General features: G+C 69.8%; 26 protein-coding genes. 13 read left to right on the top strand and 13 right to left on the bottom strand.

Annotated elements, in window-relative coordinates; genetic code table 11:
• Positions 1–13: 13 nt before the first annotated feature.
• The gene (locus tag QRN40_RS08955; protein ID WP_285115239.1) at positions 14–649 is read right to left on the bottom strand and encodes a TrmH family RNA methyltransferase; all 636 of its coding nucleotides are present in this window, start codon (positions 647–649) and stop codon (positions 14–16) included.
• 95 nt (positions 650–744) lie between these two features.
• On the opposite strand from QRN40_RS08955, the gene QRN40_RS08950 reads away from it, so the two are divergent.
• Entirely contained in the window at positions 745–1,542 is a 798-nt protein-coding gene (locus tag QRN40_RS08950; protein ID WP_285115238.1) for an HAD-IIA family hydrolase, read from the top strand.
• A gap of 27 nt (positions 1,543–1,569) precedes the next feature.
• Positions 1,570–2,100 carry a DUF4303 domain-containing protein gene (locus QRN40_RS08945; protein ID WP_285117466.1) on the top strand — a complete coding sequence of 177 codons (531 nt, stop codon included), beginning with the start codon at positions 1,570–1,572 and terminating at the stop codon, positions 2,098–2,100.
• A 16-nt stretch (positions 2,101–2,116) separates the two neighbouring features.
• Here the strand turns inward: QRN40_RS08945 and QRN40_RS08940 are convergent, their stop codons facing one another.
• Both QRN40_RS08940 and pyrE read right to left on the bottom strand, forming a co-directional pair.
• Positions 2,117–4,252: a hypothetical protein gene (locus QRN40_RS08940; protein WP_285115237.1), complete on the bottom strand. Its 2,136-nt coding sequence runs from the start codon at positions 4,250–4,252 to the stop codon at positions 2,117–2,119.
• Positions 4,252–4,800 carry an orotate phosphoribosyltransferase gene (gene pyrE / locus QRN40_RS08935; RefSeq protein ID WP_285115236.1) on the bottom strand — a complete coding sequence of 183 codons (549 nt, stop codon included), beginning with the start codon at positions 4,798–4,800 and terminating at the stop codon, positions 4,252–4,254. Before pyrE ends, QRN40_RS08940 begins: the two co-directional genes overlap by 1 nt.
• 116 nt (positions 4,801–4,916) lie before the next feature.
• On the opposite strand from pyrE, the gene QRN40_RS08930 reads away from it, so the two are divergent.
• From QRN40_RS08930 to QRN40_RS08905, 6 genes are all read left to right on the top strand, one after another.
• On the top strand, positions 4,917–5,768 hold the full coding sequence (locus QRN40_RS08930; RefSeq protein WP_285115234.1) for an exodeoxyribonuclease III: 852 nt from the start codon (positions 4,917–4,919) through the stop codon (positions 5,766–5,768).
• 15 nt (positions 5,769–5,783) lie between these two features.
• Positions 5,784–6,212 carry a hypothetical protein gene (locus QRN40_RS08925; protein WP_285115233.1) on the top strand — a complete coding sequence of 143 codons (429 nt, stop codon included), beginning with the start codon at positions 5,784–5,786 and terminating at the stop codon, positions 6,210–6,212.
• 88 nt (positions 6,213–6,300) lie between these two features.
• Positions 6,301–7,164, top strand: a complete 864-nt coding sequence (locus QRN40_RS08920) for an ABC transporter ATP-binding protein (RefSeq protein WP_285115232.1) — start codon at positions 6,301–6,303, stop codon at positions 7,162–7,164.
• A gap of 71 nt (positions 7,165–7,235) precedes the next feature.
• The gene (locus QRN40_RS08915; protein WP_285115231.1) at positions 7,236–8,273 is read left to right on the top strand and encodes an aliphatic sulfonate ABC transporter substrate-binding protein; all 1,038 of its coding nucleotides are present in this window, start codon (positions 7,236–7,238) and stop codon (positions 8,271–8,273) included.
• A gap of 8 nt (positions 8,274–8,281) precedes the next feature.
• Positions 8,282–9,094, top strand: coding sequence for an ABC transporter permease (locus QRN40_RS08910; protein WP_285115230.1), 813 nt, complete (start codon positions 8,282–8,284; stop codon positions 9,092–9,094).
• Positions 9,095–9,199: 105 nt separating this feature from the next.
• Positions 9,200–9,667 (top strand): SRPBCC family protein, encoded by a 468-nt coding sequence (locus QRN40_RS08905; protein ID WP_285115229.1) that lies wholly within the window; start codon positions 9,200–9,202, stop codon positions 9,665–9,667.
• Between the two features lie 66 nt (positions 9,668–9,733).
• Here QRN40_RS08905 and QRN40_RS08900 read toward each other — a convergent pair whose 3' ends face one another.
• Complete coding sequence (locus tag QRN40_RS08900) at positions 9,734–10,573, bottom strand: SDR family oxidoreductase (RefSeq protein WP_285115228.1); 840 nt, start codon at positions 10,571–10,573, stop codon at positions 9,734–9,736.
• 94 nt (positions 10,574–10,667) lie between these two features.
• Here QRN40_RS08900 and QRN40_RS08895 point away from each other — a divergent pair, with 94 nt between their 5' ends.
• A complete protein-coding gene (locus tag QRN40_RS08895) occupies positions 10,668–10,919 on the top strand; it encodes a hypothetical protein (protein WP_285115227.1) in 252 nt (83 codons plus the stop codon).
• Between the two features lie 18 nt (positions 10,920–10,937).
• On the opposite strand, the gene QRN40_RS08890 is transcribed toward QRN40_RS08895, so the two are convergent.
• The 3 genes from QRN40_RS08890 to QRN40_RS08880 all read right to left on the bottom strand — a co-directional run bounded on the left by QRN40_RS08890 (position 10,938) and on the right by QRN40_RS08880 (position 14,164).
• Positions 10,938–12,362, bottom strand: coding sequence for an APC family permease (locus tag QRN40_RS08890; protein ID WP_285115226.1), 1,425 nt, complete (start codon positions 12,360–12,362; stop codon positions 10,938–10,940).
• Between the two features lie 85 nt (positions 12,363–12,447).
• Entirely contained in the window at positions 12,448–13,344 is an 897-nt protein-coding gene (locus QRN40_RS08885; protein ID WP_285115225.1) for an SDR family NAD(P)-dependent oxidoreductase, read from the bottom strand.
• Positions 13,345–13,351: 7 nt separating this feature from the next.
• Positions 13,352–14,164 (bottom strand): class I SAM-dependent methyltransferase, encoded by an 813-nt coding sequence (locus tag QRN40_RS08880; RefSeq protein WP_502878906.1) that lies wholly within the window; start codon positions 14,162–14,164, stop codon positions 13,352–13,354.
• 166 nt (positions 14,165–14,330) lie between these two features.
• Between QRN40_RS08880 and QRN40_RS08875 the strand changes: the two genes are divergently transcribed.
• Genes QRN40_RS08875 through QRN40_RS08865 form a run of 3 tightly spaced genes read left to right on the top strand, consistent with a single transcriptional unit; the run spans position 14,331 to position 17,577 of the window.
• Positions 14,331–15,791, top strand: a complete 1,461-nt coding sequence (locus QRN40_RS08875; RefSeq protein ID WP_285115224.1) for a DUF6421 family protein — start codon at positions 14,331–14,333, stop codon at positions 15,789–15,791.
• Positions 15,788–16,510 carry an SDR family NAD(P)-dependent oxidoreductase gene (locus QRN40_RS08870; protein WP_285115223.1) on the top strand — a complete coding sequence of 241 codons (723 nt, stop codon included), beginning with the start codon at positions 15,788–15,790 and terminating at the stop codon, positions 16,508–16,510. The genes QRN40_RS08875 and QRN40_RS08870 overlap by 4 nt, the downstream gene beginning before the upstream one ends.
• Positions 16,507–17,577 (top strand): threonine aldolase family protein, encoded by a 1,071-nt coding sequence (locus QRN40_RS08865; protein WP_285115222.1) that lies wholly within the window; start codon positions 16,507–16,509, stop codon positions 17,575–17,577. The genes QRN40_RS08870 and QRN40_RS08865 overlap by 4 nt, the downstream gene beginning before the upstream one ends.
• A 236-nt stretch (positions 17,578–17,813) precedes the next feature.
• Here QRN40_RS08865 and QRN40_RS08860 read toward each other — a convergent pair whose 3' ends face one another.
• The 6 genes from QRN40_RS08860 to QRN40_RS08835 are packed head-to-tail and all read right to left on the bottom strand — an operon-like array spanning position 17,814 to position 23,735.
• Entirely contained in the window at positions 17,814–18,677 is an 864-nt protein-coding gene (locus QRN40_RS08860) for a phytanoyl-CoA dioxygenase family protein (protein WP_285115221.1), read from the bottom strand.
• The gene (locus QRN40_RS08855) at positions 18,674–19,603 is read right to left on the bottom strand and encodes a glycoside hydrolase family 43 protein (protein ID WP_285115220.1); all 930 of its coding nucleotides are present in this window, start codon (positions 19,601–19,603) and stop codon (positions 18,674–18,676) included. The genes QRN40_RS08860 and QRN40_RS08855 overlap by 4 nt, the downstream gene beginning before the upstream one ends.
• Complete coding sequence (locus QRN40_RS08850) at positions 19,600–20,559, bottom strand: glycoside hydrolase family 43 protein (protein ID WP_285115219.1); 960 nt, start codon at positions 20,557–20,559, stop codon at positions 19,600–19,602. Before QRN40_RS08850 ends, QRN40_RS08855 begins: the two co-directional genes overlap by 4 nt.
• On the bottom strand, positions 20,556–21,449 hold the full coding sequence (locus QRN40_RS08845; RefSeq protein WP_285115218.1) for a carbohydrate ABC transporter permease: 894 nt from the start codon (positions 21,447–21,449) through the stop codon (positions 20,556–20,558). The genes QRN40_RS08850 and QRN40_RS08845 overlap by 4 nt, the downstream gene beginning before the upstream one ends.
• Complete coding sequence (locus QRN40_RS08840) at positions 21,446–22,429, bottom strand: carbohydrate ABC transporter permease (RefSeq protein ID WP_285115217.1); 984 nt, start codon at positions 22,427–22,429, stop codon at positions 21,446–21,448. The genes QRN40_RS08845 and QRN40_RS08840 overlap by 4 nt, the downstream gene beginning before the upstream one ends.
• Positions 22,422–23,735, bottom strand: coding sequence for an ABC transporter substrate-binding protein (locus QRN40_RS08835; RefSeq protein WP_285115216.1), 1,314 nt, complete (start codon positions 23,733–23,735; stop codon positions 22,422–22,424). The genes QRN40_RS08840 and QRN40_RS08835 overlap by 8 nt, the downstream gene beginning before the upstream one ends.
• A 203-nt stretch (positions 23,736–23,938) precedes the next feature.
• On the opposite strand from QRN40_RS08835, the gene QRN40_RS08830 reads away from it, so the two are divergent.
• Positions 23,939–24,949, top strand: a complete 1,011-nt coding sequence (locus QRN40_RS08830; RefSeq protein ID WP_285115215.1) for a LacI family DNA-binding transcriptional regulator — start codon at positions 23,939–23,941, stop codon at positions 24,947–24,949.
• Positions 24,950–24,977 lie beyond the last annotated feature (28 nt).

The following is a 24,977-nucleotide window of genomic DNA, read 5'->3' as shown; positions in this document are numbered from 1 at the left end:
GCGACGCGAGCGCTCAGGCGAACGGCACGTGCTGGCGCACCCACGAGTGCATGGCGACGGCGGCCGCCGCAGAGGCGTTGATCGACCGCGTCGAACCGAACTGCGAGATCTCGACCACCGCGTCCGCCGCCTCCAGCGCCTCCGGTGACAGGCCTGGGCCCTCCTGCCCGAACAGGAGGACGCAGCGGAACGGGAGGGCGAACGTCTCGATCCGGACGGACCCGGGCACGTTGTCGATCGCGATGACCGGCAGTCCGGCGCCGCGGGCCCAGGCGACGAAACCCGCTACATCGTCGTGGTGCACCACGTGCTGGTAGCGGTCGGTGACCATGGCGCCCCGCTTGTTCCAGCGGCGGCGCCCGATGATGTGGACGGTGTCGGCCGCGAAGGCGTTGGCGCTGCGGACGATGGACCCGATGTTCATGTCGTGCTGCCAGTTCTCGATGGCCACATGGAACGGGTGGCGGTGCTCATCCAGGTCGGCGACGATGGCCTCCATCGTCCAGTACCGGTACCGGTCGATCACGTTGCGGGTGTCGCCGTGCCGGAGCAGCTCCCGGTCGTACCGCGGGTCGTCGGGCCATTCGCCCGGCCACGGGCCGACGCCGTACGTGGTCAGCTCGTGCGTCGGGTTCGGCGTCTCATCCACTCGTTCAGCGTATCCACCGCGGCCGCCCGCCTCGGCGCCGCCGGGGCACGGCCCCTAAGCTGGACGCATCCGCTTCCCGGTGAAAGGGGTCCCACGTGACGCGTCGCGACGAGATCGAGTGCTGGCTCACCGACATGGATGGCGTGCTCGTGCACGAGAACCAGGCGCTTCCGGGCGCCTCGGAGCTCATCCAGCAGTGGCGCGACCAGGGGACCCCGTTCCTGGTGCTGACCAACAACTCGATCTTCACGCCGCGCGACCTCGCGGCCCGGCTGCGCACCTCCGGGCTCGACGTGCCGGAGGAGTCGATCTGGACCTCCGCCCTGGCCACCGCCGACTTCCTCAAGTCGCAGATGCCCGGCGGCAGCGCGTACGTGATCGGCGAGGCGGGCCTGACGACCGCCCTGCACGAGGCCGGCTTCATCATGACCGACACCAACCCGGACTACGTGGTGGTGGGCGAGACCCGCAGCTACTCGTTCGACGCGATCACCAAGGCGATCCGGCTGATCGGCAAGGGCGCGCGGTTCATCTCCACGAACCCGGACGCCACGGGCCCGAGCGCCGAGGGACCGCTGCCCGCGACGGGCGCGGTCACCGCCATGATCACGAAGGCGACCGGCCGCGACCCCTACGTCGTCGGCAAGCCGAACCCGATGATGTTCCGGTCCGCGATGAACCGCATCGGCGCGCACTCCGAGAACACGGCGATGATCGGCGACCGCATGGACACCGACGTCGTCGCCGGGATCGAGGCCGGGCTGCACACCATCCTGGTGCTGACCGGCATCAGCGACCCGGCGGAGATCGAGCGCTACCCGTTCCGCCCGGACGAGGTGCTTCGCGGGGTGGACGAGCTGGTCGTCCACGACCCGCTCGAGACCGAGCTCTGACCGACGCCCCGCGGCGGCCCGGTGGCGATGGTGGACGACTTCGCGCGCATCCGCTCCGCCATCCGCGACGCCGCCCGGACGGCATGGACCCGTCTGCGGGACGAGCGACCGTCCGAGAGCTTCTACTACTTCGGCCTGTGGACCACGCCGCTCGCGCACCGTCCGGTGCCGACCGCGTGTTCGGAGGAGGGGCTGCGGCGGGCCGTCGCGGATGGGGATGGGGATGCTCTGCGGTGGTCGGTGATGGATTCGCCGTACGACCTGTTCGGCGACGAATCGTTCGCGCGGCTGGAGCCGCTGTTCGAGGAGTTCGGTGAACCGTACGACCGTCCGCCGGTGATGAATGCGGCGCTCGTCGATGCGATGGCCGGTGCTCTCGCCGAGTTGGACGAGGAGGGGTTCTTCGGCGTCGGAGCAGCCCGGGATGCAGTGGTGGTGAACGTCACGCTGCCTGGCGCCGACGATATCGGCGCGGCGATCGAGTCCGCTCGCCGCCTCAACCCGCCCGGCGCGCTGCTGCGGTACGAACGCGACCTGCGCTCGGGCTCGGGCGACTGACCTGGGAGTCGGGGGATCAGGCGGTCGGGCCGGGGCCTGCGACCGACGTCGTGAGCGGTTGCCCGCTCGAGCGGGTGGCGAAGCAGTAGTAGGAGCGCTGGCCGTCCTTCCACTGCTGCTCTGTGGCCGGGAACGAACCGACCACCTGCAGGTCGGGATAGGCGCCGGCCGCGCCGAGGTCGACCACGCCTCCGGCGGTGCACAGCCCGGGGATCTGCTGGGCGAGGGCGTCGGCCCCGGGATACGCGGCCGCGGGGTCGGCGGAGAGCAGGTTCGTGTAGACGAGCTGCGCGGTGTGCGGGGTGGTGCAGTCGACGACCGTGAAGTCCTCCGCCCAGACGGAGGTGAAGGGCTGGATGCACTCGCCGCCGCCGAGCGTGTCCCAGGGGTGGGTGCCCGGTCCGACCGCGGCCGCGGGCTTCGGGGTGACCGTCGGCACCGGCGTGGGCGTCGGCGTGGGGGTCGCCTTCGGAGTCGGCGTCGTCGAGGCGAAGGGCTGCGCCGCAGGCGCGGCGGCGCCGAACCACGAGGGGATGCGGGTCCCGAGTGCGAAGAGTCCGATCAACACCAGGATGACCGCCAGGGCACCGGCGACGGTGAACAGGATGCGGTTGTTGCGAGACCCCCAGAGCCCCGGGGTGGTCGGGCCTGTGGGGCCGGCCGGCACTCCGGTCGACGTTGCCGGGATCGCGGCGACGCCGGCCGCCTCGTCGGAGGGAGCGCCTCCCGATCGCCGTCTCAGGTCGTCGCGCGTGTCCACCGGCGCGATGAACGGAGCGGTGGCCGGGAGCTGCGGGCCCTCGACACCGGCGGCCGGTTCGGGCTCTGGCTTGTCCTCGAAGGGGTCGACGGGCGCCGAGTGGTCCTCCTCCGGCTCGTCCGGGCCGCCGAACAGGTCCGCCAGCGGGTCGGCATCCGGCTCGGACTGCTCCTCGCCCGGCTCGGACTGCTCCTCGTCCGGCTCCGACGGCACCGGCTCGTACGGAACCGGCTCGGAGGCCGCTGCGATGCTGGCGGCGTCGATCGTGCTCGTGGCCGGGGACGGCATCCCGCCGAGCGCGACTTCCGCCTCAGCCGCCGGGATCGCCGGCTCGGACGGCAGGACGACCTGGGGCTCGTCAGGCTCCGCTCGGAGCAGCGCCGCGAGCTCCGCGGCATCCAGTTGCTGCGTCGGAGTGTCCTCGACGCGGGTCGGCGGCGCCTGCGGCTCCGTAGGCGGCACCTCGGGCTCCGCTGCCGGCGTTTCGGGCTTTGGAGGCGGCATCACGAACGACGGGTCGAGCGGAATGACGCTGGTCGTGTCCCCGATGATCGAGCGGCCGGACGGCTCGTCCGTATCGGGCGCTCCGAAGCCCAGCAACGCCGCGAGGCCGTGACTCTCATCGGAGTCATCATCTGCCGTCGCGTCCGCGGCGGGAGGCGCGTCGAAGATCGTGCGTGGTTCCTCGACCGGCGCGGGTGGCGTGGGCAACGCCGGTTCGATCACCCAGGATCGGACGGGCGCAGGTGCTTCCTGCTCCGGCTCGTCCGGCTCCGGCTCGTCCGGCTCCGGTTCGACAGCCCGCGACTCCTCCGCTTCCGGAGTCGGCGCCGCCGCACCGACGAACGGAACGGTCTCGGCGGGGCCCGTCTTCGGCTCGACGTAGTTCGAACGGTGAACCGGAGGCGCGACGACCTCGGACTCCTCCGATGCATCCTGAGTGCTCGGGGCGTCAGGCGCGACCGGCTCGAACAACGTCGGGGTCTTCTCCGCCGCGGACGCCGGCTCCTCCCGAACGAGCGGGTCGCCGCCTTCGCCCGGCTTGAGGTTCCAGCTGAAGGCGACGGGGAACTCCGTGACCGGCTCCTCTGCGGCCGCCGGTTCGTCCGCATCGCTGGTGAGCAACTCGTCGAACGCCGCCGGCTCGTGTGGAGAAGACTCGCCGGACGTGTCCGGAAGCCCGGGATCTACAGAAGCCGCGGGCTCCTCCTCTGCAGGCTGCTCCTCGGCAGGCACGGCCCCAGGCGCATCCGGGACCTCGGCACGACGCTCGATGCGCCGGCCACCGGTCAACTGCTGCAGGAGCCAGTCGTCGGACTCCGCGCCCACCTCGGCATCGGGGTCGCGCGGGCGCCCGTCGTCCTCCGCGCCCCTCCCGCGCTCGTCGGACACTACGCCAGCCCCAGATCCTTCAGGCCGATGGCGGCGAAGTACGGGTACCCGGCACCCTCGATGACCTCGCGGGCGCCGGTGTCGCGGTCGACGACCACGGCGACGGCGGCGATCTCGGCACCGACCTTCTTCAGCGCCTCGATCGCCTTCAACGGCGAGCCGCCGGTGGTCGAGGTGTCTTCGAGGACGATGACGCGCTTTCCTTCGAGGTCGGGGCCTTCGACCTGCTTGCCCCGGCCGTGGTCCTTCGGCTCCTTGCGCACGACGAACGCATCGTAGGCGAGCCCCTGGGCGGCGCCCTGGTGCAGGATGGCCGCGGCCACCGGGTCGGCGCCCATCGTCATGCCGCCGACGGCGACCACGTCGGGGACGTCGCGGATGAGGTCGATCATGACCTGGCCGATCAACGGCGCCACGCGGTGGTCAAGGCTGACCTTGCGCAGATCGACGTAGTAGGTCGCCTTCTTGCCGCTGGTCAGCGTGAAGTCGCCGTGGAATACGGCCTCGGCCGAGATGTAGTCGATGAGCTGCTGTCGTGCGTCCGTCACATCCCTGATTCTAGAGGGGAACGTCGTTCCGACCGGGAGTTCTCCACAGGGCCTTGACACTCCCCGGCCGCCGGGCCGACGCGGGCCGCGTCGGTGGCGGCCGATACGATCGGGTCATGCGCGTCGCCACCTGGAATGTGAATTCGATCCGCACCCGCGTCGGCCGGGTGGTCGATTGGATGGTCCGCGAAGACGTCGATGTGCTCGCCATGCAGGAGATCAAGTGCAAGCCCGAGCAGTTCCCGTACGCCCCCTTCGAGGAGGCGGGCTACGAGGTCGTCCTCCACGGCCTCAACCAGTGGAACGGCGTGGCGATCGCCAGCCGGCTGCCCATCGAGGATGTGACGATCGGCTTCCCGGACATGCCGGGGTTCCTGAAAGATCACGACGGGCCCGAGCTGCCGAAGGAGGCTCGCGCGATCGGCGCCACCGTCGAGGGCGTGCGCCTCTGGAGCCTGTACGTCCCCAACGGCCGCGCGCTCGCCGACCCGCACTACGTCTACAAGCTCGACTGGCTGGCGACGCTGGCGGCCGACACGGAGCAGTGGCTGGCCGCCGATCCGAACCTGCAGCTGGCGCTCATGGGTGACTGGAACGTCGCCCCGCTCGACTCCGATGTCGGCGATCCTGCGCTCGTCCCCGGCCTCTCGACGCACATCTCACCGCCCGAGCGCACGGCCTTCGCCGCGTTCGAGAAGGCGGGCCTGACCGACGTCGTCCGGCCGCTCGTGCCCGACGGCTACACGTACTGGGATTACAAGCAGCTCAGATTCCCGCGCAACGAGGGCCTGCGGATCGACTTCATCCTGGGCTCCCGGGCGTTCGCCGACCGCGTGGTCGGCGCGAGCATCCACCGCAACGAGCGCAAGGGCGAGGCGCCCAGCGACCACGTGCCGGTGCTCGTCGAACTCGCCGCGCCTCCCGCGGCGGCCGATGATGACGACGACCGGCCGATGATCTTCGGCTGACCGGCCGCTGCGACGATGACGACCCCGCCGCCCGGCCCGGGATACCCGCCCCAGCCTCCGGTCCCGGGTCCGGTCCCGGGCTACGCCATACCGGCACCGCGCCGGCCGGTGATCGTCTGGGATCTGGTGACCTCGATCATCCTGCTCGTCCTCGCGGTCGTCGTCGCCGCGGTGCTGACCTTCGCCGCCGTCTTCCTCGTGTTCGCAAGCGACCCGTGCGGCGGGTCCACGGTGTGCGACACCGGCCGTATGGGTGCCGGCTTCTTCGTCGCGCTGCTCGGCCCCGGGGCCGTCACGCTTGTGGCCATCGTCGCGGCCATCGTCCTGCTCGTCCGGCGCCGCGTGAGCTTCTGGGTGCCGCTCGCCGGCATCCTGCTCTCGGCCGGCATGTGGGCGGCCGGCGCGGCGCTCGTCGTCTCGGGCGTTCCGGGCGCGACGTTCTGACGGCGGCGGCACGAGGCCGCCACTTTCGTTACGTCGCGTTTCAGCGGGCCAGCGGGGTGCGCGGCCCTGTCGGTAGCGTCAGAGCACCATGACCGCCGCCTCCTCCGCTTTCGCCGTCGAGTTCGACCGTGTGACGCGCACCTTCGCGACGCCCGGCCGGCGCGGCGCGCGCGGAGCGGCGAGCGCCCCGGAGGACCGCCCGGTGCTGCGCGACGTCTCGCTCCGCGTCCGCGCGGGCGAGGTCGTCGCCATCCTGGGCCCGAGCGGCTGCGGCAAGTCCACCCTCCTGCGGATCGCGGGCGGCCTGGACGCCCCCTCCGCCGGCACCGCGCGGATTGACGGCACCGCCGTCGCCGGGGTGGATGCGCGGTGCGCGGTCGGCTTCCAGGAGCCGCGCCTCCTCCCCTGGCGCTCCCTCGAGGACAACGTCGCGCTCGGCCTCCCGCGTAGACTCGACCGGGCTGCCGGCCGCGACCGCGTCGCCCGGCTGCTAGACCTCGTCGGGCTCTCCGGCTCCGCGGCCCAGCGCCCGCGGGAGGTCTCCGGCGGCATGGCCCAGCGCGCCTCCCTGGCCCGCGCACTCGCACGGAACCCCGGCGTTCTGCTGCTCGACGAGCCGTTCGGCGCCCTCGACGCGCTCACCCGGCTCCGGATGCAGGACCTCCTGCTCGACATCCACACCGCCGCGCCGACCACCATCCTGCTGGTCACGCACGACGTCGACGAGGCCCTTCAGCTCGCTGACCGGGTGGTCCTGCTCGGGAGCGAACCCGGCCGCCCCGGCTCGACCGTGACGAGCGTCACCGACGTCCCCGGCGACCGCCCGCGGGACCGCGGTTCGGCCGAGCTCGCCGAGCTGCGCGCCGAACTGCTCGACGGCCTCGGCATCGACCGCCACGGCCGGGCCCACGGCGACCAGCGCACGGAAGCCGTCCCGGCCCTGCCGTACTGACCCGCACACCGCACCACAGCATCCCCGCACCGCACCGCAGCATCCACAGCATCCACATCGAAAGAGGCATCATGCGCCGTAAACCCGCCATCCTGACCGCCGCCGCCGGCATCGTCGCGGCCGCCAGCCTGCTGCTGACCGGCTGCGTGTCCGGCGAGGGAGCCGCCGCCGGCGCCACCAACAGCGCCGGAGTCACGCACGGCGGCACCCTCAACATCGACTTCGCGACGTACAACCCGCTCAGCCTGGTGATCAAGAAGGAGGGCTGGCTCGAGAAGGCGCTGAAGAAGCAGGACATCACCGTCAACTGGGTGCAGTCCGCCGGCTCCAACAAGGCCAACGAGGCCCTCCGCTCCGGGGCCATCGACGTGGGCTCCACCGCGGGTTCCGCCGCACTTCTCGCTCGCGCGAACGGGTCGCCCATCAAGACCATCGACATCTTCTCCCAGCCCGAGTGGTCCGCCATCGTCGTGGGACCGAAGTCCACCATCACCTCGGTGAAGGAGCTGAAGGGCAAGCAGGTCGCGGCCACCAAGGGCACCGACCCCTACTTCTTCCTGCTCCAGGCGCTCGAGGCGAACGGTCTCTCGGCGAAGGATGTGACCATCCAGAACCTCCAGCACGCCGACGGCTGGGCGGCTCTGCAGAACGGCTCGGTGGATGCGTGGAGCGGCCTCGACCCGATCATGGCGAACGCCCAGAAGTCGGGCGCGAAGCTCATCTACCGCAACGTGAAGTTCAACACCTACGGCTTCCTCAACGCGACGGAGTCGTTCCTCTCGTCGAAGCCGGACGTCGCCCAGACGGTGGTGAACACCTACGAGTACGCCCGCGCGTGGGCGCAGAAGCACCCGGCCGACACCGCCAAGATCCTCTCCGACGTGGCCGGCATCGACCCTGCGGTCGCGACCACGGTCATCACCGAGCGCAGCAACCTGGATGTGTCGAACGTCCCCGGAAAGGCTCAGCTGACCGTGCTGAAGAAGGTGGGCCCGATCTTCGTGCAGTCGAATGACGTCAAGTCGCAGTCCGACATCGACAAGGCGCTCGACTCGCTGCTCGACCCGTCCTTCGCGAAGAAGGCCGACCCGAGCGCCATCGCCGGCTGACGCATCCCATGACCGTCCAGAACGCTCCGGAGGCCGTCGCGACGGCGCGCACCCGCATGCCCGTCCTGTCGCGCCGCGGCGTGCGGATCGCCGCGGGCTTCCTGATCCCCGTGGTCGTGCTCGCGACGTGGCAGCTCGCGTCGACCTCCGGGGCGTTCACCTCCTCCCAGCTGCCGTCGCCCGCCATGGTATGGGAGGCGGCCGTCGACCTGGCGCAGCGCGGGCTGCTGGGTCAGTACATCGCCATCTCCACGCAGCGCGTGCTCATCGGCTTCGCCTGCGGCGCAGCCCTCGGCATGCTGCTCGGTGCGCTCGTCGGCCTGTCGCGCTGGTCGGACGCGCTGTTCAGCCCGACCCTCGCCGCCCTCCGCGCCGTCCCCTCGCTCGCCTGGGTGCCCCTGCTGATCCTGTGGTTCAAGATCGGCGAGGACTCGAAGATCATCCTGATCACGATCGGCGCGTTCTTCCCCGTGTACACGACCGTCGCCGCCGCCCTCAAGCACGTCGACCGCCACCTGGTGGAGGCAGGCCGCGCGTTCGGGCTGAACGGCGTGCGGCTGTTCAGCACGGTGCAGCTTCCCGCCGTGCTGCCGTCGGTCATCTCCGGTCTCCGGCTGGCGCTCGCGCAGGCGTGGCTGTTCCTGGTCGCGGCCGAGCTGATCGCGTCGTCCATGGGACTGGGCTTCCTGCTGACCGACTCGCAGAACAACGGCCGCACCGACCGGCTGTTCCTGGCGATCATCCTGCTGGCCATTCTCGGCATCATCACCGACTCGCTGCTCGGCCTGTTCGAGAAGTGGGCGGCCCGCCGCTGGGGCTGAGCCCCGCGGGTTGCCACGTTCACCCTGGGAATTCCAGGCCCTATAACCGATCCGGTACCGCGCCTACCGTCGCCGATGACTCAGAAGACGACGAAAGGAGCCGTAATGGCTGCAGTGACCCAGTCCATCGACGTGAACGTGCCGGTCTCGACGGCGTACAACCAGTGGACGCAGTTCGAGTCCTTCCCGCACTTCCTCGACGAGGTCGAGGAGATCCGCCAGGTGGACGACACGACGAACCACTGGCGCGTGAAGATCGGTGGGGCCGAGCGCCAGTTCGACACCGTCATCACCGAGCAGCTCCCCGACGAGCGCGTGGCGTGGAAGTCGGTCGCCGGCGACACGGAGCACGCGGGCGTCGTCACGTTCCACCGCCTCTCCGACGCAGAGACCAAGGTGACCGTCCAGCTGGAGTGGGCACCCTCCGACGCGCTGGAGAAGATCGGTTCTGTGTTCGGCCTGGATGACCACGCCGTCAAGAAGGACCTCGAGAACTTCAAGAAGTTCATCGAGTCGCAGGGCGCCGAGACCGGCGCCTGGCGCGGCGAGGTGGACCGCGGCGAGACGGTCTGACCCGTCCCTTCGAACGAACCGCGGCGCCGATGGATCCCACCGGCGCCGCCGTTTCGTGTGCGAGCGCTACAGGATCGGGCGGCCGCCGGTGACCGAGATCCGCGCGCCCGAGATGTACGACCCCTCGTCCGATGCGAGGAGCACGTAGACCGGTGCGAGCTCGGCGGGCTGACCGGCGCGGCCCAGCGGGGTGTTACTGCCGAACTGGGTGACCTTCTCGTTGGGCATCGTGGAGGGGATCAACGGCGTCCAGATCGGACCGGGCGCCACGCTGTTGGCCCGGATGCCCTTCTCCCCGAGCAGCTGCGCCATCGACGCCGTCATGTTCGCGATGGCCGCCTTCGTCGCCGCATACGGCAGCAGCGTCGGCGAGGGCATGTCCGAGTTCACCGACGACGACCCGATGATGCTCGCCCCCGGCTTCAGGTGCGGTACGGCCGCTTTGGCGAGGTGGAAGAACGCCGAGATGTTCGTCGCGATCGTGTGGTCCCATTCCTCATCTGGCGTCTCCTCCAGCGATTCGCGGGTCATCTGGTAGGCCGCGTTGCTGACGAGGATGTCGAGGCCGCCGAGCTTCTCGACCGTCTTGGCGACGAGATCGCGGCAGTGCTGCGGGTCCGCCACATCGCCCGGCAGCAGGAGCGCCGTGCGCCCCGCCTCGCGGACCCACTTGGCGGTGTCCTCCGCGTCCTCCTGCTCGTTCAGGTACGAGATGGCGACATCGGCGCCCTCGCGTGCGTACGCGATCGCGACCGCCTTGCCGATACCGCTGTCGGCGCCAGTGATGAGGGCGACCTTGCCGCTCAGCCTGCCGTTGCCCCGGTAGGTCTCCTCGCCGTGGTCGGGCCGCGGGTCCATCGCATCCGTCGTGCCGGGCGGCTGCTGCTGTTGCTCAGGGAAAGACATCCTGACCTCCTGTTCGTGTGGCACAACGCAACACCCGCACGGCCCGGCGGTCAGGGGCTTGGGCGGCTCGGGTTGTGCGCGTACCGTCCTCGCAATGAATGCAGCAGCCGACGCACCCGACGAACACCGGAGCGACGCCGACCAGACGGCGAAGGACCGCTCCTACAGCCCGTCCAGCGAGCGCGAGACCGAGGCGAAGCAGGACGAGTCCACCGGTGCCGCGGTCCGCCCGGGCACCGGAGGCCCCGACGACGTGGGCGACATCCCGGTCCCGCCCGAGGACGACCTCGACCCGGCGACGATCGTCGAACGAGGCGACCCCGGGCACCGCCGCGGCGACGGCTGACCCGCCGCCGGCCGCTCGCTAACGGACCTGCGACGCGGAGCGCTCCTCACGGCGCTTCGCGGCTGCGGCGTAGATGCGCTCGACGACCCAGAGCAGCACGCCGATGGCCAGCAGCCCGAGGGCGATCGAGTACTGCCCGGCCGGGCGGCCCGACGTCCACGGGAACACCAGGTACAGGCACGTCAGCGCGCCCACGATCGGCAGCACGGTCGGCGAGCGGAAGTGCTTGTGGTCGACCGGCTGCTTCCGCAGCACGAGAACCGCGACGTTGACCACCGCGAACACCGCCAGCAGCAGCAGGGATGTCGTGCCGCCGAGCAGGGCGACGATCGATCCCTTCGGGTCGAGCGAGACATAGCCGATGAGGCCGACGGCGAGCGCTGAAGTGAACAGGATGGCCGCCCACGGGGTCCGGCGCTTCTCCGACACCTTGGAGAGGAACGGCGGCAGCACCTTCTGCCGGCTCATGCCGTAGAGGAGCCGGCTCGCCATCATCATGTTGATCAGCGCCGTGTTGGCGACGGCGAACATCGAGATGAACGGAAGCAGGTCGTTGATGGGGAAGCCCGGCGCAGCCGCTTCGACAGCCGTGACCAGCGGGGCCTCGCTTCCGGCGAGCTGACCGATCGGGACCAGCGCGACGACCGTGATCGACACCAGCACGTAGATGACCGCGGCGATGCCGAGTCCGCTGAGCATCATCTTCGGGAAGATGCGGCTCGGATCCTTCGTCTCCTCGGCCATGTTGACCGAGTCCTCGAAGCCGACCATGGCGAAGAACGCCAGCGAGGTCGCCGTGCTGACCGCCAGCAGCACGCTCTTGTCCTCGGGCGTCTCGAACGCGACCACCCGCGACCAGTCGGCGTTGCCGCCGAAGATCGCCCACATCCCGATGAAGATCACGAGCAGCAGGCCGGACAGCTCTACGAGGGTGAGCACCACGTTGAGCCAGACGCTCTCCGTCACGCCGCGGAGGTTCACCAGCATGATCAGCACGATGAACGCCAGCGCGATCAGCAGCGTGGTCAGGTTGTCGTCCGGGATGCCGAAGCCGAGCGTCAGATTGACGGCGAACGCCCGCGACGCCGTCGACGCCGACGTGATGCCCGAGGTCATCACCACGAAGCAGACGATGAACGTGAAGAAGTGGATGCCGAACGCCTTGTGCGTGTACAGCGCCGCGCCCGCGGCCTGCGGGTACTTCGTCACCAGCTCCAGGTACGAGAACGCGGTGACCGTCGCCACGGCGAACGCGAGCAGGAAGGGGAGCCACGCCGCTCCGCCGACCTCCGCGGCGACCTGGCCCGTCAGGGCGTAGACGCCGGTTCCGAGGATGTCGCCCACGATGAAGAGGAGCAGCAGCCCCGGACCGAGGGCCCGTTTGAGCTCCGGCTGCTCCGGCTCGACGGTCTTGACCACCTGGGTCCACGACGGATCGCTCACGATCGGCTCCCTTCGACGTCACTTCGACGTCACTGGGGAGCCACTGTATGTGAGTTCTCTCAGAAAAGGGAGCCCTCCGCCGCGATCACTGCCGGCCGGTGAACTCGTCCATCGAGTCGTACACGCCGAAGACCCGCCCGGCCACGGCGTCCCAGGCCCGGGTGGGGAGGATGCCGCGCAGCGTCTTGGCGAGTCCGACCGTCCAGGGAAGCATCAGCATCGGACGGCCCGCGAGCATCGCCCGCCACACCCGGTCCACCACGTACTCCGGCGTCATCACCGGGGTGAGCAGCGGTCCGCGAGCGCCCTCGAACATCCCGGTGTCGATGTAGCTCGGTGCGACGGTGGTGACCTTCACGTGCCCGAACCCCTGGCGCTCGAGCTCGAGCCGGACGCTGTCGCTCCAGCCGATGAGCGCCCACTTGCTTGCGGCGTAGACGCTCATGCGCGGGTTCGCGATGGTGCCCGCGGCGGAGGCGATGTTGACGATCCGGGCCTCGCGCGCGCTCTCCAGCATCCCGGACAGGAACTCACGCGTGACGTACATCGGCGCGAGTGCGTTCACCTGCATGGTCGTCCGGGTGTCCTCGCCGTTGTCGTGCTCCCAGAAGAACTTGCCGCGCACGATCCCGGCGTTGTTGATGAGCACGTCGACGCCGCCGAGCTCCTTGCGGACGGCCTGCGCGCTCTGGGCGATGGCACCGAGTTCTGAGAGGTCGACGACGTACGGGAGGACGCTCGTCGCGGGCCGGCCCACGGACGAACTGGGCGACTTCGGCGGTGCGCCCCAGGCGGCGGCGGTGCGCCCGGCGAGGATCTCGCGCCGCAGCCGGTGCGTCAGCTCCGTCAGCGCCGCCTCGTCGCGATCCCACAGCACCACAGCGCGCGCACCCTCGAGCACCGCGCGCTCGGCGTAGAGGCGGCCCATCCCCGAGGCCGCGCCGGTGATCAGTACACGTGCGCCCCGGACCGTTCTCGCCATGAGTCCATCATCGCAGCGGGTCGGCCGAGTGGGGAGCAGTGGCCGGCTTCCGCAGCTCGATCAGGTGCCGGCTCGAGGTCGCGACGAACACGCCGTCGCGCCGGAGCTGCGCATCCAGCTCGCGGAGCCGGTCGCGGTACGCATCGACCGTGAAGCCCGGAACCCACCAGATCACCTTGCGCAGCAGGTAGACCACGGCGGCGATGTCGTAGATCTCGATGCGCGTCCGCGCGGTCCGGAGGTCGACCAGCTCGAATCCGGCGCGTTCGGCCGCGGCGACCTCGTCGTCGTGATGACGTCCGCGCCGGGCCTCGGGAAGCGGCCCGAGGAAGAACTCGATCAGCTCGAACGCACTGGCCGGACCGACGTGCTGCGCGAAGTAGCAGCCGCCCGGGCTCAGCACGCGGAAGAGCTCATCCCACCAGATCGTCGCCGGGTGGCGACTCGTGACGAGATCGAACGCGTCATCCGCGAACGGGAGCGGCGGCTCGTCAGGATCGGCCACGACGACCACGCCACGCGGATGGAGCAGCCGGGTCGCCTTCGCGACGTTCGGCGGCCAGGACTCCGTTGCCACGGCGGTGGGCGGGAAGACCTCCGCCTGCGACAGCACCTCGCCGCCTCCGGTCTGCACATCCAGCGACGCCGTCGCGGTCGCCAGGCGTGCCGCGAGCTGCCGCGAGTACCGCCATGGCGGCCGCTCCTCGGTCGCGCGGCCGTCGAGCCACGAGAAGTCCCAGCCCGAGACGTCCACCTGCTCGCCCAGTGCGATGAGCTCGTCGAAGGGGGGTATAGCGGCGGCGCGCGCTTCCGTATCCACGCCGCCACGGTACCCCGCGACGTACCGGCGATTCCCTGCGTCTCGTCGAGCGCTCGCGCAGTTTTCCGCCGGAATGGACAACAAAACGCTTGCGATCCCCGGATAGGCTCGTCACATCCATCACACTGCCGCGTGCGAGCGGCCGACCAGCGACGGGAGGTTCGTCATGTCTCAATTCGTCCAGAACTTCACTTCAGACGCCATTGTCGGGGAGCCCGAGGTCGTCGAGGACGGCCGGCCCGTTCGCGAGGTGGCGAACGATCCCGCCTGGCTGCGCCTCAAGGAGGCCGCCGTCGCACTGCAGGCGCTTCAGGTGAAGGACGGCTCGGTCGAGCAGGAGTCCGACCGACCCGACGCCGCCGAGCACGTCCGCACCATCGTCGACTCGATCGCCGCACTCGCACCGGCGTTCCCGCACGACGCGTCGTACCTGGCCGCGCTCCGGCGCGACTTCGGCCGCTGGGCCGATCAAGGCTTCGGGGTCCCTGACTTCCTCGACGCCCTGAACGAGTTCCAGCCGCAGCAGCACCGCGAGGATGGGCTGGGCCACCTGGTCGTCTTCCCGATGTACACGCAGAACGGCAGCTCGAACCGCCTGATCGAGGCCGTGCTGGTCGAGGTCATCTGGCCGGAGTTCGTGGCGGAGCTGGAGGCCGGCGAGTACGGCAACAAGCTCTTCGTCGCCCTCCGCTTCGTCGACTTCACGCCCGGCTACGACACCAACTCGGCCGTGCTGTTCCCCGAGACGGTCGCGATGCGCGAGATCCCCTCGTTCACCTGGGGTGCGATCTTCCAGGACCGCGAGGCGGCGCGCTACCGCCGTGTCGTCCGCGCGGCCGCCGAGATCACCAAGCTGGAGCTGCCGGCGGACGCCGCCGCAATGCTGGACGACCAGCACCTCACGGAGGAGACCTTCGTGATGTGGGACATCATCCACGACCGCAGCCACATGCGCGGCGACCTGCCGTTCGATCCGTTCATGATCAAGCAGCGGATGCCGTTCTTCCTCTACTCGCTGGAGGAGCTGCGGTGCGACCTGACCGCGTTCCGCGAGTCGGTGAAGCTCGAGCGCGAGCTCAGCGCCCTGCCGGACAGCGAGCTGTCGGAGGCGCAGCGCGAGATCCGCGACCACGCCCATCTGGTGCAGTACGCGGTGATCTTCGACCGGATCTTCCGGTTCGCGATCACCGGCAGCCGCGTGCGCAACTACGACGGCCTCGGCGGACAGCTCCTGTTCGCGTGGATGCACCAGCACAACGTCCTGCACTGGACCGACACCCAGCTCACCATCGACTGGGAGAACGTCCCGGACGTCGTGATCGCCCTCAGCGACCAGATCAACGAGCTGTACTGGCGTTCGATCGACCGGCCGAAGGTGGCGCACTGGCTGGCCGCCTACGAGATGCTCACGCGGACGCTGACGCCGCATCCCGCCTCCAACTGGGCGCGCGGACTCTCGGACGAGGTGCTCTCCGGTCCGCCGAAGGGCTACACCGACCAGGTGCTGGACGACGAGTTCCCGCTGTCGATGTTCTACGAGGCGCTGAACAAGAAGATGACCGCCGTCATCGAGTCGACGGCCGGCATCACCGGCACCACGGACGCGGCGCCCGCGGACGCGGCATGACCGACGCCCCCACGGCGCACCCGGCGGCCCGGACCTCCTCGGAGTCCGGGCCGTCGGGCGTGGCCGGACGGCTCGTCCTGATCGCAGGCGCCACCAGCGCCTCCGGCGAAGCCGTCGCGCGCGCTCTCGTGGCCGCCGGTGCTTCGGTCGTCGCGGTCGGCACCCGGCAGGAGGCGCTGGCCACGCTCGAGGCCGCCGTGCCCGGCGTCCAGACGTACGCCTGCGACCTCGCCGATCGGGATGCGGTGGCCGAGCTCGCCGCGCGCGTCCACTCGGAGTCCGGCCGGGTGGACGGCCTCATCCACCTCGTCGGAGGCTGGCGCGGCGGCGGCGGCCTCGCCGGGCAGAGCGACGAGGACTGGGACTTCCTGGAGCGCGGCTTCCGCACCCTCCGGAACACCACCCGCGTCTTCTTCGACGACCTGGTCGCGTCCCCTGCCGGGCGTCTCGCCGTCGTGTCGTCGACCTCGGTGGAGAAGCCGTTCCCGGGCGGCGCGAACTACGCCGCGGCCAAGGCGGCGGCCGACGCCTGGGTGCGCGCGATCGCGCAGGGCTTCAGCAAGCAGGCGCCGCAGTCCGCCGCCGCGATCTTCGTGGTGAAGGCGCTGGAGGGCCTCGAGTCGCAGCTCGGCGACGACGTCGTCCGGCTGTGGGAACAGGACGCTGCGACGGTCAACGGCCGTCGCCTGCCGCTGGAGCCTGAGAGGATGGACGGGTGACGCTTCAACTCCACGACCTCGCCCTCCGCGGTTTCGCCTCCGACAACTACGCCGGCGTGCATCCCGAGATCCTCGACGCGATCGCGGCGGCCAACAACGGCCACCAGATCGCCTACGGCGAGGACGTCTACACCGCCCGCCTGCACGAGGTGTTCGCCGAGCACTTCGGCGAGGGCGTCGAGGTCTACCCCGTCTTCAACGGCACCGGCGCGAACGTGGTCGGCCTGCAGTCGATGCTCCCGCGGTGGGGTGCCGTGGTCTGCGCGAAGACCGCGCACATCAACACGGACGAGGCCGGGGCGCCCGAGAAGGTCGCCGGCATCAAGCTGCTGCAGGTCGAGACCCCGGACGGCAAGCTCACTCCCGAGCTCATCGACCGCGAGGCGTGGGGATGGGGAGACGAGCACCGCGCGCAGCCGCTCGTCGTCTCGATCACGCAGACCACCGAGCTGGGCACGGCGTACACGGTCGAGGAGATCCGCGCGATCGCCGATCACGTGCACAAGCTGGGGATGAAGCTCCACATGGACGGCTCCCGCATCTCGAACGCCGCGGCCACGCTCGGAGTGCCGCTGCGGGCGTTCACGACGGACGCGGGCGTCGACGTGCTCAGCTTCGGCGGCACGAAGAACGGGATGCTGTACGGCGAGGCCGTCGCGGTGCTCAACCCCAAGGCGTCCGAAGGTCTGGTGTACCTCCGGAAGCTGAACATGCAGCTCGCCTCCAAGATGCGCTTCATCTCGGCTCAGCTGATCGCCCTGCTCACCGACGACCTGTACCTGCGGTCCGCGTCGCACGCCAACGCGATGGCGACCCGGCTGCGCACTGCTCTCGAGGCGGGCATCGCCGACGGCAGCATCGAGGGAGTCGGCTTCAGCCAGAAGACGGAGGCCAACGGCGTCTTCGCCACGCTGCCGTCCGGCGTCGCCGACCGCCTGCGCGAGCACTTCCGCTTCTACGACTGGGATGCGGCCAACAACGAGGTCCGCTGGATGTGCGCCTTCGACACGACGGAGGACGACATCGACGCGTTCGTCGCGGCGCTCACCCAGGAGCTGAAGGCGTAGGAGCCCGTGCCCCTCAAACTGGGGGCAGGCCGGGGTACAAAGATGTCCTCCAAACGACCGACACAACGGGCACTTTCGTGTAGTCTCGAAGAGCGCCGGAGGAACCCGAATATCCATCCGGAGTAACCCCGAACGTATGCCGGGCCGTGTGAAGAAACCCTAGTCTTCCCATAGCCCGGCATCGTGGGTTTAACGGGAAATGCACGGACGGGAAATGCGCGGCCGCCGCGATGGCTTCAGGCGTCGCCCATCATCAGGCCCTCGATCGTGTGCTTCTGCGTGATCGGCGTGAGCTCATCCACCACCGGGCACACCAGGTGGCGCTTGACCCGCTCCGGGAGCGCGTCGTAGAACCCGTGGGTGACCTGCATGTCGTGATGCTCCGCGTTGCCCGCGCCCGGCGCATCCACGCCGAGCACCAGGACGGGACGCGACTTCTGGGAGGTGTTCTCCGTGCCGCGGTGCAGCGTCAGCGCCGAGCGCGCGGAGATGTCGCCGCGCTGCGGATACTTGCGCACGGCGCGCTCGAGGAAGCGCGGGTAGAGGCTCGAGTCCGGGAACATCTCGTGCTCGAAGCCGACGGGCAGGTCCCACTGGGTCCCCGGCGCGATCTCGAACGGCCCCATGTCCGCCTCGGTGTCGACCGCGGTCAGGTTGAACGCGAGCGAGGTGAGACGCCCGGTCTGCTTCGTCTCGTCCGGCATCGGGAAGTCGCGGTGCCACGGCTGATCCTTCGCGCCAGGGCCGGGGACGTCGAAGCCGAGCTCGATGATCTGGTAGTCCGGGCCGAGCACGGCCTCGCAGACCCCGCGGACCCACGGGTGGTCGACGAGCTCCAGCCACCCGCGCATCTGCTCCGGGTGGATCTCGACGTAGTACCGCTTCGTGCCCCGGCCGACGGCGCCGCCGGGACGCTGCAGCGCGTCGTCGAAGGCGACCTCGATGTCCTCGCGGAGGCGGTCGGCCCATTCCGGGGTGAAGGCGCCCTTCATGCCGACCGTGCCGTCGGTGTACAGAGCGGTGACGGCCTCCCGAATCTCCGGCTCCAGCCCGGCGGTGTCCGGGATCGACGGGGTCGCGCGGGGCACGTCGTCGCTCATGATGCTCTCTCCTTCTCGGTGTCTTCGATCCGCAGCGAGCCCAGGTGCAGGCGCCGCGCAGTCTCGTCGGCGTCCCAGGAGTGGAACGCGATGATGTCCGTGCCGTCCGGCGCGACGGTGAGGGAGTTGTGGCCGGGACCCCGCAGATCGCCGCCGCTGCGGAGCAGGGCCGGCTGGTCGACGTGCGACCAGGGTCCGAGGGGGTGCTCGGCGGTGGCGACGCCGACCGCGTAGCCGGGACCGGTCCAGGCACCGCCCGAGTAGGTCAGCCAGTAGCGTCCGTCACGCTCGACGACCGCGGGGCCCTCGAGGGTGTGCCAGTCGAAGCGGCGGCCGTGGATGAGGCGGTCGCGCTCGTAGAGCTGCCAATCGGCGTTCGGCGCGAGCACGGGGACGACCGGGCCGGCGAGGGACGCCATTCCGGCATCCAGCGGGGCGACGGCGAGGTGCGTGCCGGGTCGCTCGTGGTCGAGCACGTCCCGGGCGAAGAAGAGGTACCAGCGTCCGTCCGCATCGCGGAACGGGTGCGCGTCGATGGCGAACAGCTCGTCCGGCGTCAGATCGACGCCGAGGTCGCGGAACGGTCCGGTCGAGGCGTCGGCACGGGCGACGCGCAGATGGTGCCCCTCGATCCCGCGCCCGACCGAGTAGTACATCCAGTAGGCGCCGTCGACCTCGGCCACCTCGGGCGCCCAGTAGTCGTCGCCGAGCTGGTCGGGCACGCGCTCGAGCACCGCGCCGGCCGACTCCCACCCGACGAGGTCGTCGGAGACGAGCGCCTCGAACACCCGGTCGCCATCGCTGCCCGGGTGCGTGCCGTAGGCGACGTAGCCGCCGTCCGCCAGGCGCAGGACGAACGGGTCGGCGAAGTACCCCTCCCAGACCGGACCCCAGTGGCGCGTCACGCGCACGGCGGTGTCCGTCACGACGACAGCTCCGGGAGCCCGTTCCGCCAGGTGACCGGGACGGCGTGCATCCCGCGGTAGGCGAACGCCTCGTCCCAGGAGTGGAAGAGCATCCAGTCCCTGCCGCGGAACGTCACCAGGTCCTCCCCGCCGGGCCCCAGGTAGCGGCCTTCGGAGCCGGGCGTCGACAGCAGCGGCTTCGTGGACTTCGTGTAGGGGCCGAGCAGGCTCTTGGCCGTCGCGACGCCCGTCACGTAGGAGGAGTTGGAGTAGTCGTTCGCGGAGTAGAGGAGCACGTACTCGTCGCCGTGCCGGACGATCACCGGCGCCTCTACGAGCGTTCCCTCCCACGACTCGGTCTGCTTGATCAGCTTCGTCGGCTCGCCCGTGAGCGAGGCGCCGTCGGCCGAGAGCGGCTGGACGTGGATCCAGGTGTCGTAGCCGCACTTCCACACCAGGTAGCGCTGGCCGTCGGCGTCCGAGGTGACGCTGGCATCGATCGCCCCGCCCTCCTCGACCGGGCAGACCAGCGGCTTGTCGGCGGTCGACGCGAACGGACCCTCGGGCTTGTCGGCGAAGGCGACGCCGATGCACTGGTACCTGCTCGCGGCATCCGATGCCGTGAAGTAGAGCGCGAACCGGTCGTCGGCGAGCTTCGCCGGCCCCGGAGCCCAGGTCTTGCCCGGCAGCGCCCACGACGGCAGCGTCGGCAGCGCATCCTGGTCGCTCATCTTCCAGGTCTTCATGTCGCCACTGGTCGCGACCTGCACGTTCAGCGCCGGGGTGTTCGTGGCGTACGCGTAGACCCGGTCGCCGACGACGAGCGCGCCGGGGTCGGGGAAGTCGCTGTCGATCTGGAACGGCGCGATCGACGGCGACGGCTCCGCGCTGGGGCCGGATCCCGCCGAGCAGCCGACGAGACCGGCAGCGAGCGCGAACGCGGCGCCGATCGCGGCGGCTGCCCGGCGGACGGTCATCCCTTGACCCCGCTGGTGGCGACGCTCTCCACGATCTGCTTCTGCGCGAAGAAGAACAGGATGAGCACCGGCACCGACGCGATGACCGCGCCCGCCATGACGATGGCGTAGTGGGTGGAGTAGGCGCCCTGCAGCTGGGACAGACCCGGCTGCAGCGTGAGGTTCTCCGGGCTGAGCAGCACGTAGACCGGCCACAGGAAGTCGTTCCAGTTCGCCAGGAAGCTCAGCACGGCGAGGGTCGCAAGAGCCGGCCGGGCGAGCGGGAGGACGATCTGCAGGAAGATGCGGAAGTCCCCCGCGCCGTCGATGCGCGCGGCCTCCTCGATCTCGGCCGGCAGCCCCACGAAGAACTGGCGCAGGAAGAACACGCCGAAGGCGCTCGCGGCTCCCGGGATCGTGATCGCCCAGATGGTGTCGAGCCAGCCGAGGTTCTGCACGATGAGGTAGTTCGGGATCAGGAAGATCACCGGCGGCACCAGCAGCGTCGAGATGATCAGGCCGAAGACGATCCGCTTGCCCCAGAACTCCAGGCGGGCCAGCGCGTAGGCCGCCATCGAGGCGGTGACCAGGATTATCACCGTCTGCAGCGCGGCCGCCGCGAGGCTGTTCAGGAACCAGCGGAAAACGGGCTGCTGCCCGCTCGCGAGCGTGGTGTACGCCTCGGTCGAGAACGGGTTGGGGAAGGCGGAGTACGGGTTGCGGATGGCGTCGCCGTCCGTCTTGAACGACGTCAGCAGGATCCACGCCAGCGGCAGGATGACGGCCAGCGCCAGCACGATGAGCACGGCGTAGAGCATCGTCTTCCGGAGCGAGGCCTGCGGCGTCGGCTTACGACGGGCGCGGATGTTCCGCGTCGTCGCGGTCTTCTCGGGAGCGGTCGTGGTCGTCATGGCATGTTCTTCTCTGCGCGCTCCCGCTGCAGGCGGAAGTTGATGATGCTGATGATCGCGAGGAAGGCGAAGAGCACGTAGCTCATCGCTGCCGCCGCGGCCAGGTTGTTCTGCGACAGGCCCTGGTCGGCGATGTACATGATCGCCGTGCGGGTCGTGTTGCCCGGGCCGCCCTTGGTGATCAGGAACGACTGACCGAACATATTGGCGCTCGCCAGGATCGTGATTGTGATGACGAAGGTCATGACCTGGCGGAGGCCCGGGAGCGTGACGCTGATGAACTGGCGCCAGGGGCCCGCGCCGTCGAGCGCTGCGGCCTCGTAGAGGTCGGGGCTGATGCCCTTGAGCCCGGCGAGAATGATCACGGTGTTGAAGCCCATGGTCCACCAGACCGTGACGCCGGCCAGGGTGACCCACACCCACGGCACGTCGACGGTCCACGGCAGGTTGTCCGGCAGGCCGAGCATCCCGAGCAGGTGGTTGATGATGCCGGCCTGGGTGTCGAGCAGGTACTTCCAGATCACGCTGATGACGGCGACGCCGAGCACGTACGGGGCGAAGAAGACGCCGCGGAAGAATGAGCCGGCGCGGATCTTCTGGTTCAGCAGCACCGCGACCAGCAGCGGAATGAGCAGCAGGAACGGCACGCTCGCCAGTGTGAAGATGCCGGTCGCGGCCATCGACTGCCAGAAGTCGCCGGAGGTCGCGCTATCGGGAGTGAACAGGTCGAGGTAGTTCTGCAGCCCGATGAACTTCTGGGTGGCCCGGAACGGGCTCCAGTTCGTGAGGCTGATCCACAGGCCGAAGACGGCGGGAGCCAGCACGAACACGATGAACAGCACGAGGAACGGTGCCAGGAACAGGTAGGCGATGCCCGTGCGGCGCGGCGCACCCGGGCGCCGGCCGGCTCCTCTGCCGGAACGGGACGGGCGTGGCGCCCCGGTCTCCCGGGGCGCCACGATCGAAGTGGTGTCAGTCACCGTACTTCGCTTTGTTCTGCTTCAGCAGGGTGTCGGCCTTCGCGGCTGCGTCGTCCAGCGCCTGCTTCGGCGACTTCTTGCCGGTCACGGCCTCGTTCACGGCGGTGGTGATGGTGGCCTCCACCGTGGTGATCCCGGGGGCGATCGGCTCGTAGTGGGCGTACTGCAGCTCGTCGAGGAACGGCTTCAGGTTCGGGTAGTCCTGCACCAGCTTCGGGTCCTCGCGGACCGAGTTCTTGGCGGGGAGCTCACCGGTCTGCGGCCAGTCGGCCGAGTTGTCGTTCATCCACTTGACGAAGGTCGCGGCGGCAGCGGTCTTGTTCTTGTCCTGCCCCTTGTTGTTCATGAACATCCAGTGGGTGGAGCTGGACCAGACGGCCTTCTGGTCGCCGATCTGCGGCACGGCCACGGCCTGCCACTTCAGCTTGTCGAACGCGGTGTTCGTGGTCTGCCAGACGCCGTTCCAGTTGAAGGCGGTCTTGCCGGCGATGAGTGCGTTGATGTTGCCGTCCTGAGCGACGTTCGCCGGGCTGTAGCCCTTCTTGATCAGGTCGGTCATCCAGGTCAGCGCCTTGACGCCGGCGTCGGAGTTGAAGGTCGCCTTGCTGACGTCCTTGTTGAAGAGGTCGCCGCCGTACTGCCACAGCAGGCTCTCGAACTCGAAGGTGCCGGTGAAGACGTAGCCGTCGACCCATTCGCCCTGGACGCCCGCCGCCTTCAGCTTGTCGAGCGCGGCGAGGTACGACTCCTGGTCCTGCGGGATCGCGTTGGGGTCGAGGCCGGCCGACTGCATGACGTCCTTGTTGACGTACAGGCCGAGCGGGGTGACGCTCCACGGCACGGCGTACTGGCCGCCGTTGTACTTGCCTGCGTCGAGCAGGCCCTCCGGGAAGTCGCTGGCCTTGTAGCCGAGCGACTTGACGATGCTGTCCGACTTGAGGACGAGCCCCTGAGCCGCGTAGGTGGCGATGTCGTCGCCGTGGCCGACCGCGACGTCCGGGCCCTTGCCCGCCTTGACCGCGAGCGGCATCTTGCGGGCGATGTCCGCCCACTCCATCGGAACGTCCTTGACCACGATGTTCTTGTGCTCGGAGTTGAACTTGTCGATCAGCTTCGGGACCAGCACGGGGGCCGCGCCGCCCGTCCAGCCGTTCCAGAAGCTGATGTTGACCTTGGGTCCGGTGTAGTCGCCCGAGGCGACTTCGGCGCCTCCCGACCCGGCGCTGCTTCCGCAGGCCGTCAGCGCGAGGCCGAGGCCCGCTGTGACGGCCAGCGCGATCGCGCGTGCGGCGAATCGCTTCTTCATGTGATCTCTCCCTTGAGTGGTCCGTTCACGCGCTCTCCGCTGTGGCAAGAACGTGATCGATGGTGCTGGAGCCGGTACACGCGGCATGTCCCGTGAATTTACAGCGCTGCACATGGCATGTCAACCCAGCCGATGCCGCGGTGCCCAGCCCACTGTAGAGTGACCCCGCGAGCAACGCTCCGACGGACAGGGAAGGAGGCACCATGGCAGTCAGGCTCCAGGATGTGGCCGAGCACGCCGGCGTCTCCATGAAGACGGTCTCCAATGTCGTCCGCAATTACGCCCATGTCAGCCCGGCGATGCGCGAGCGCGTACAGCGCGCGATCGACGAACTGGGCTACCGCCCCAACATCATGGGCCGCCGTCTCGCCACGGGCCGTACGGGCCTCCTCGCGCTCGCATTCGCCGACGTGACGCTCCCCTACTTCGCCGAGCTCGCCCGCGTCGTCGCCGACGAGGCGGAACGCCGCGGCTACCGGGTCCTGCTCGAGCAGACCGAAGGCACGATCGAGGGCGAACGGGCCGTCGTCCAGGCCGGCGAGTCGGGCCTGGTCGACGGCATGATCTTCCAGCCGAGCGTCATGAACTCGTCGGAGCTGGCGCAGACGCGCACGGACATCCCGCTGGTCGTCCTCGGCGAGAACGCGGCCCCGCTGACCGTCGACCGCATCATGATCGACAATGTGGAGGCAGCCCGCACCGCAACCGAGCACCTGCTGGCGCAGGGCCGCAAGCGGATCGCCTTCGCCGGGCACGAGAGCTCGCGTCCGACGCGCACCTCGAAGCTCCGCATCGCGGGCTACCAGCAGGCGCTCGAGGAGGCCGGGCTGACGCCCGAGCCCGAATTGCTGATCTCCAGCGTCGCGGTCTCCGCCGGGAACGCCGTGCGGGCGGTCGGGGCCGCACTCGACGACGGCCTGCGCTTCGACGGCCTGGTCTGCCGCGACGACCTCGCGGCGATCGGTGCGCTCCGCGCCCTGCAGGAGCGCGGCATCCACGTGCCCGACGACGTCGCCGTGACGGGATGGGACAACACCCCGATGACGGCCGTCACCTACCCGTCGCTCACGTCCGTCGCCCCCGACATGCGCGGCCTGGCGTCGCGAGCGGTGGAGATGCTGCTCGAACGCATCGACGGCTTCGACGGCATGGGGCGCCACGAACTGGCGCCGTTCTCGCTGGTCACCCGGGAGAGCGCCCCCGCGCTGCCCTGAGCGGGATTTTCCGACTTTACAGCGCTGC

Origin of the sequence: Leifsonia sp. fls2-241-R2A-40a, from assembly GCF_030209575.1 — a bacterium.
In the GTDB taxonomy this organism is placed as follows: Bacteria; Actinomycetota; Actinomycetes; order Actinomycetales; family Microbacteriaceae; genus Leifsonia.
This window is presented reverse-complemented; position numbering and strand designations above follow the sequence as displayed.

Bases quoted from the DNA above. Each gene is read 5' to 3' on its own strand.
- QRN40_RS08945 (WP_285117466.1), top strand. From the start codon at position 1,570: ATGGTGGACGACTTCGCGCGCATCCGCTCCGCCATCCGCGACGCCGCC.
- QRN40_RS08900 (WP_285115228.1), bottom strand. From the start codon at position 10,573: ATGTCTTTCCCTGAGCAACAGCAGCAGCCGCCCGGCACGACGGATGCG.
- QRN40_RS08930 (WP_285115234.1), top strand. From the start codon at position 4,917: ATGCGCGTCGCCACCTGGAATGTGAATTCGATCCGCACCCGCGTCGGC.
- QRN40_RS08925 (WP_285115233.1), top strand. From the start codon at position 5,784: ATGACGACCCCGCCGCCCGGCCCGGGATACCCGCCCCAGCCTCCGGTC.
- QRN40_RS08875 (WP_285115224.1), top strand. From the start codon at position 14,331: ATGTCTCAATTCGTCCAGAACTTCACTTCAGACGCCATTGTCGGGGAG.
- QRN40_RS08830 (WP_285115215.1), top strand. From the start codon at position 23,939: ATGGCAGTCAGGCTCCAGGATGTGGCCGAGCACGCCGGCGTCTCCATG.
- QRN40_RS08915 (WP_285115231.1), top strand. From the start codon at position 7,236: ATGCGCCGTAAACCCGCCATCCTGACCGCCGCCGCCGGCATCGTCGCG.
- QRN40_RS08870 (WP_285115223.1), top strand. From the start codon at position 15,788: ATGACCGACGCCCCCACGGCGCACCCGGCGGCCCGGACCTCCTCGGAG.
- QRN40_RS08850 (WP_285115219.1), bottom strand. From the start codon at position 20,559: ATGACCGTCCGCCGGGCAGCCGCCGCGATCGGCGCCGCGTTCGCGCTC.
- QRN40_RS08920 (WP_285115232.1), top strand. From the start codon at position 6,301: ATGACCGCCGCCTCCTCCGCTTTCGCCGTCGAGTTCGACCGTGTGACG.
- QRN40_RS08910 (WP_285115230.1), top strand. From the start codon at position 8,282: ATGACCGTCCAGAACGCTCCGGAGGCCGTCGCGACGGCGCGCACCCGC.
- QRN40_RS08860 (WP_285115221.1), bottom strand. From the start codon at position 18,677: ATGAGCGACGACGTGCCCCGCGCGACCCCGTCGATCCCGGACACCGCC.
- QRN40_RS08835 (WP_285115216.1), bottom strand. From the start codon at position 23,735: ATGAAGAAGCGATTCGCCGCACGCGCGATCGCGCTGGCCGTCACAGCG.
- QRN40_RS08905 (WP_285115229.1), top strand. From the start codon at position 9,200: ATGGCTGCAGTGACCCAGTCCATCGACGTGAACGTGCCGGTCTCGACG.
- QRN40_RS08885 (WP_285115225.1), bottom strand. From the start codon at position 13,344: ATGGCGAGAACGGTCCGGGGCGCACGTGTACTGATCACCGGCGCGGCC.
- QRN40_RS08845 (WP_285115218.1), bottom strand. From the start codon at position 21,449: ATGACGACCACGACCGCTCCCGAGAAGACCGCGACGACGCGGAACATC.
- QRN40_RS08895 (WP_285115227.1), top strand. From the start codon at position 10,668: ATGAATGCAGCAGCCGACGCACCCGACGAACACCGGAGCGACGCCGAC.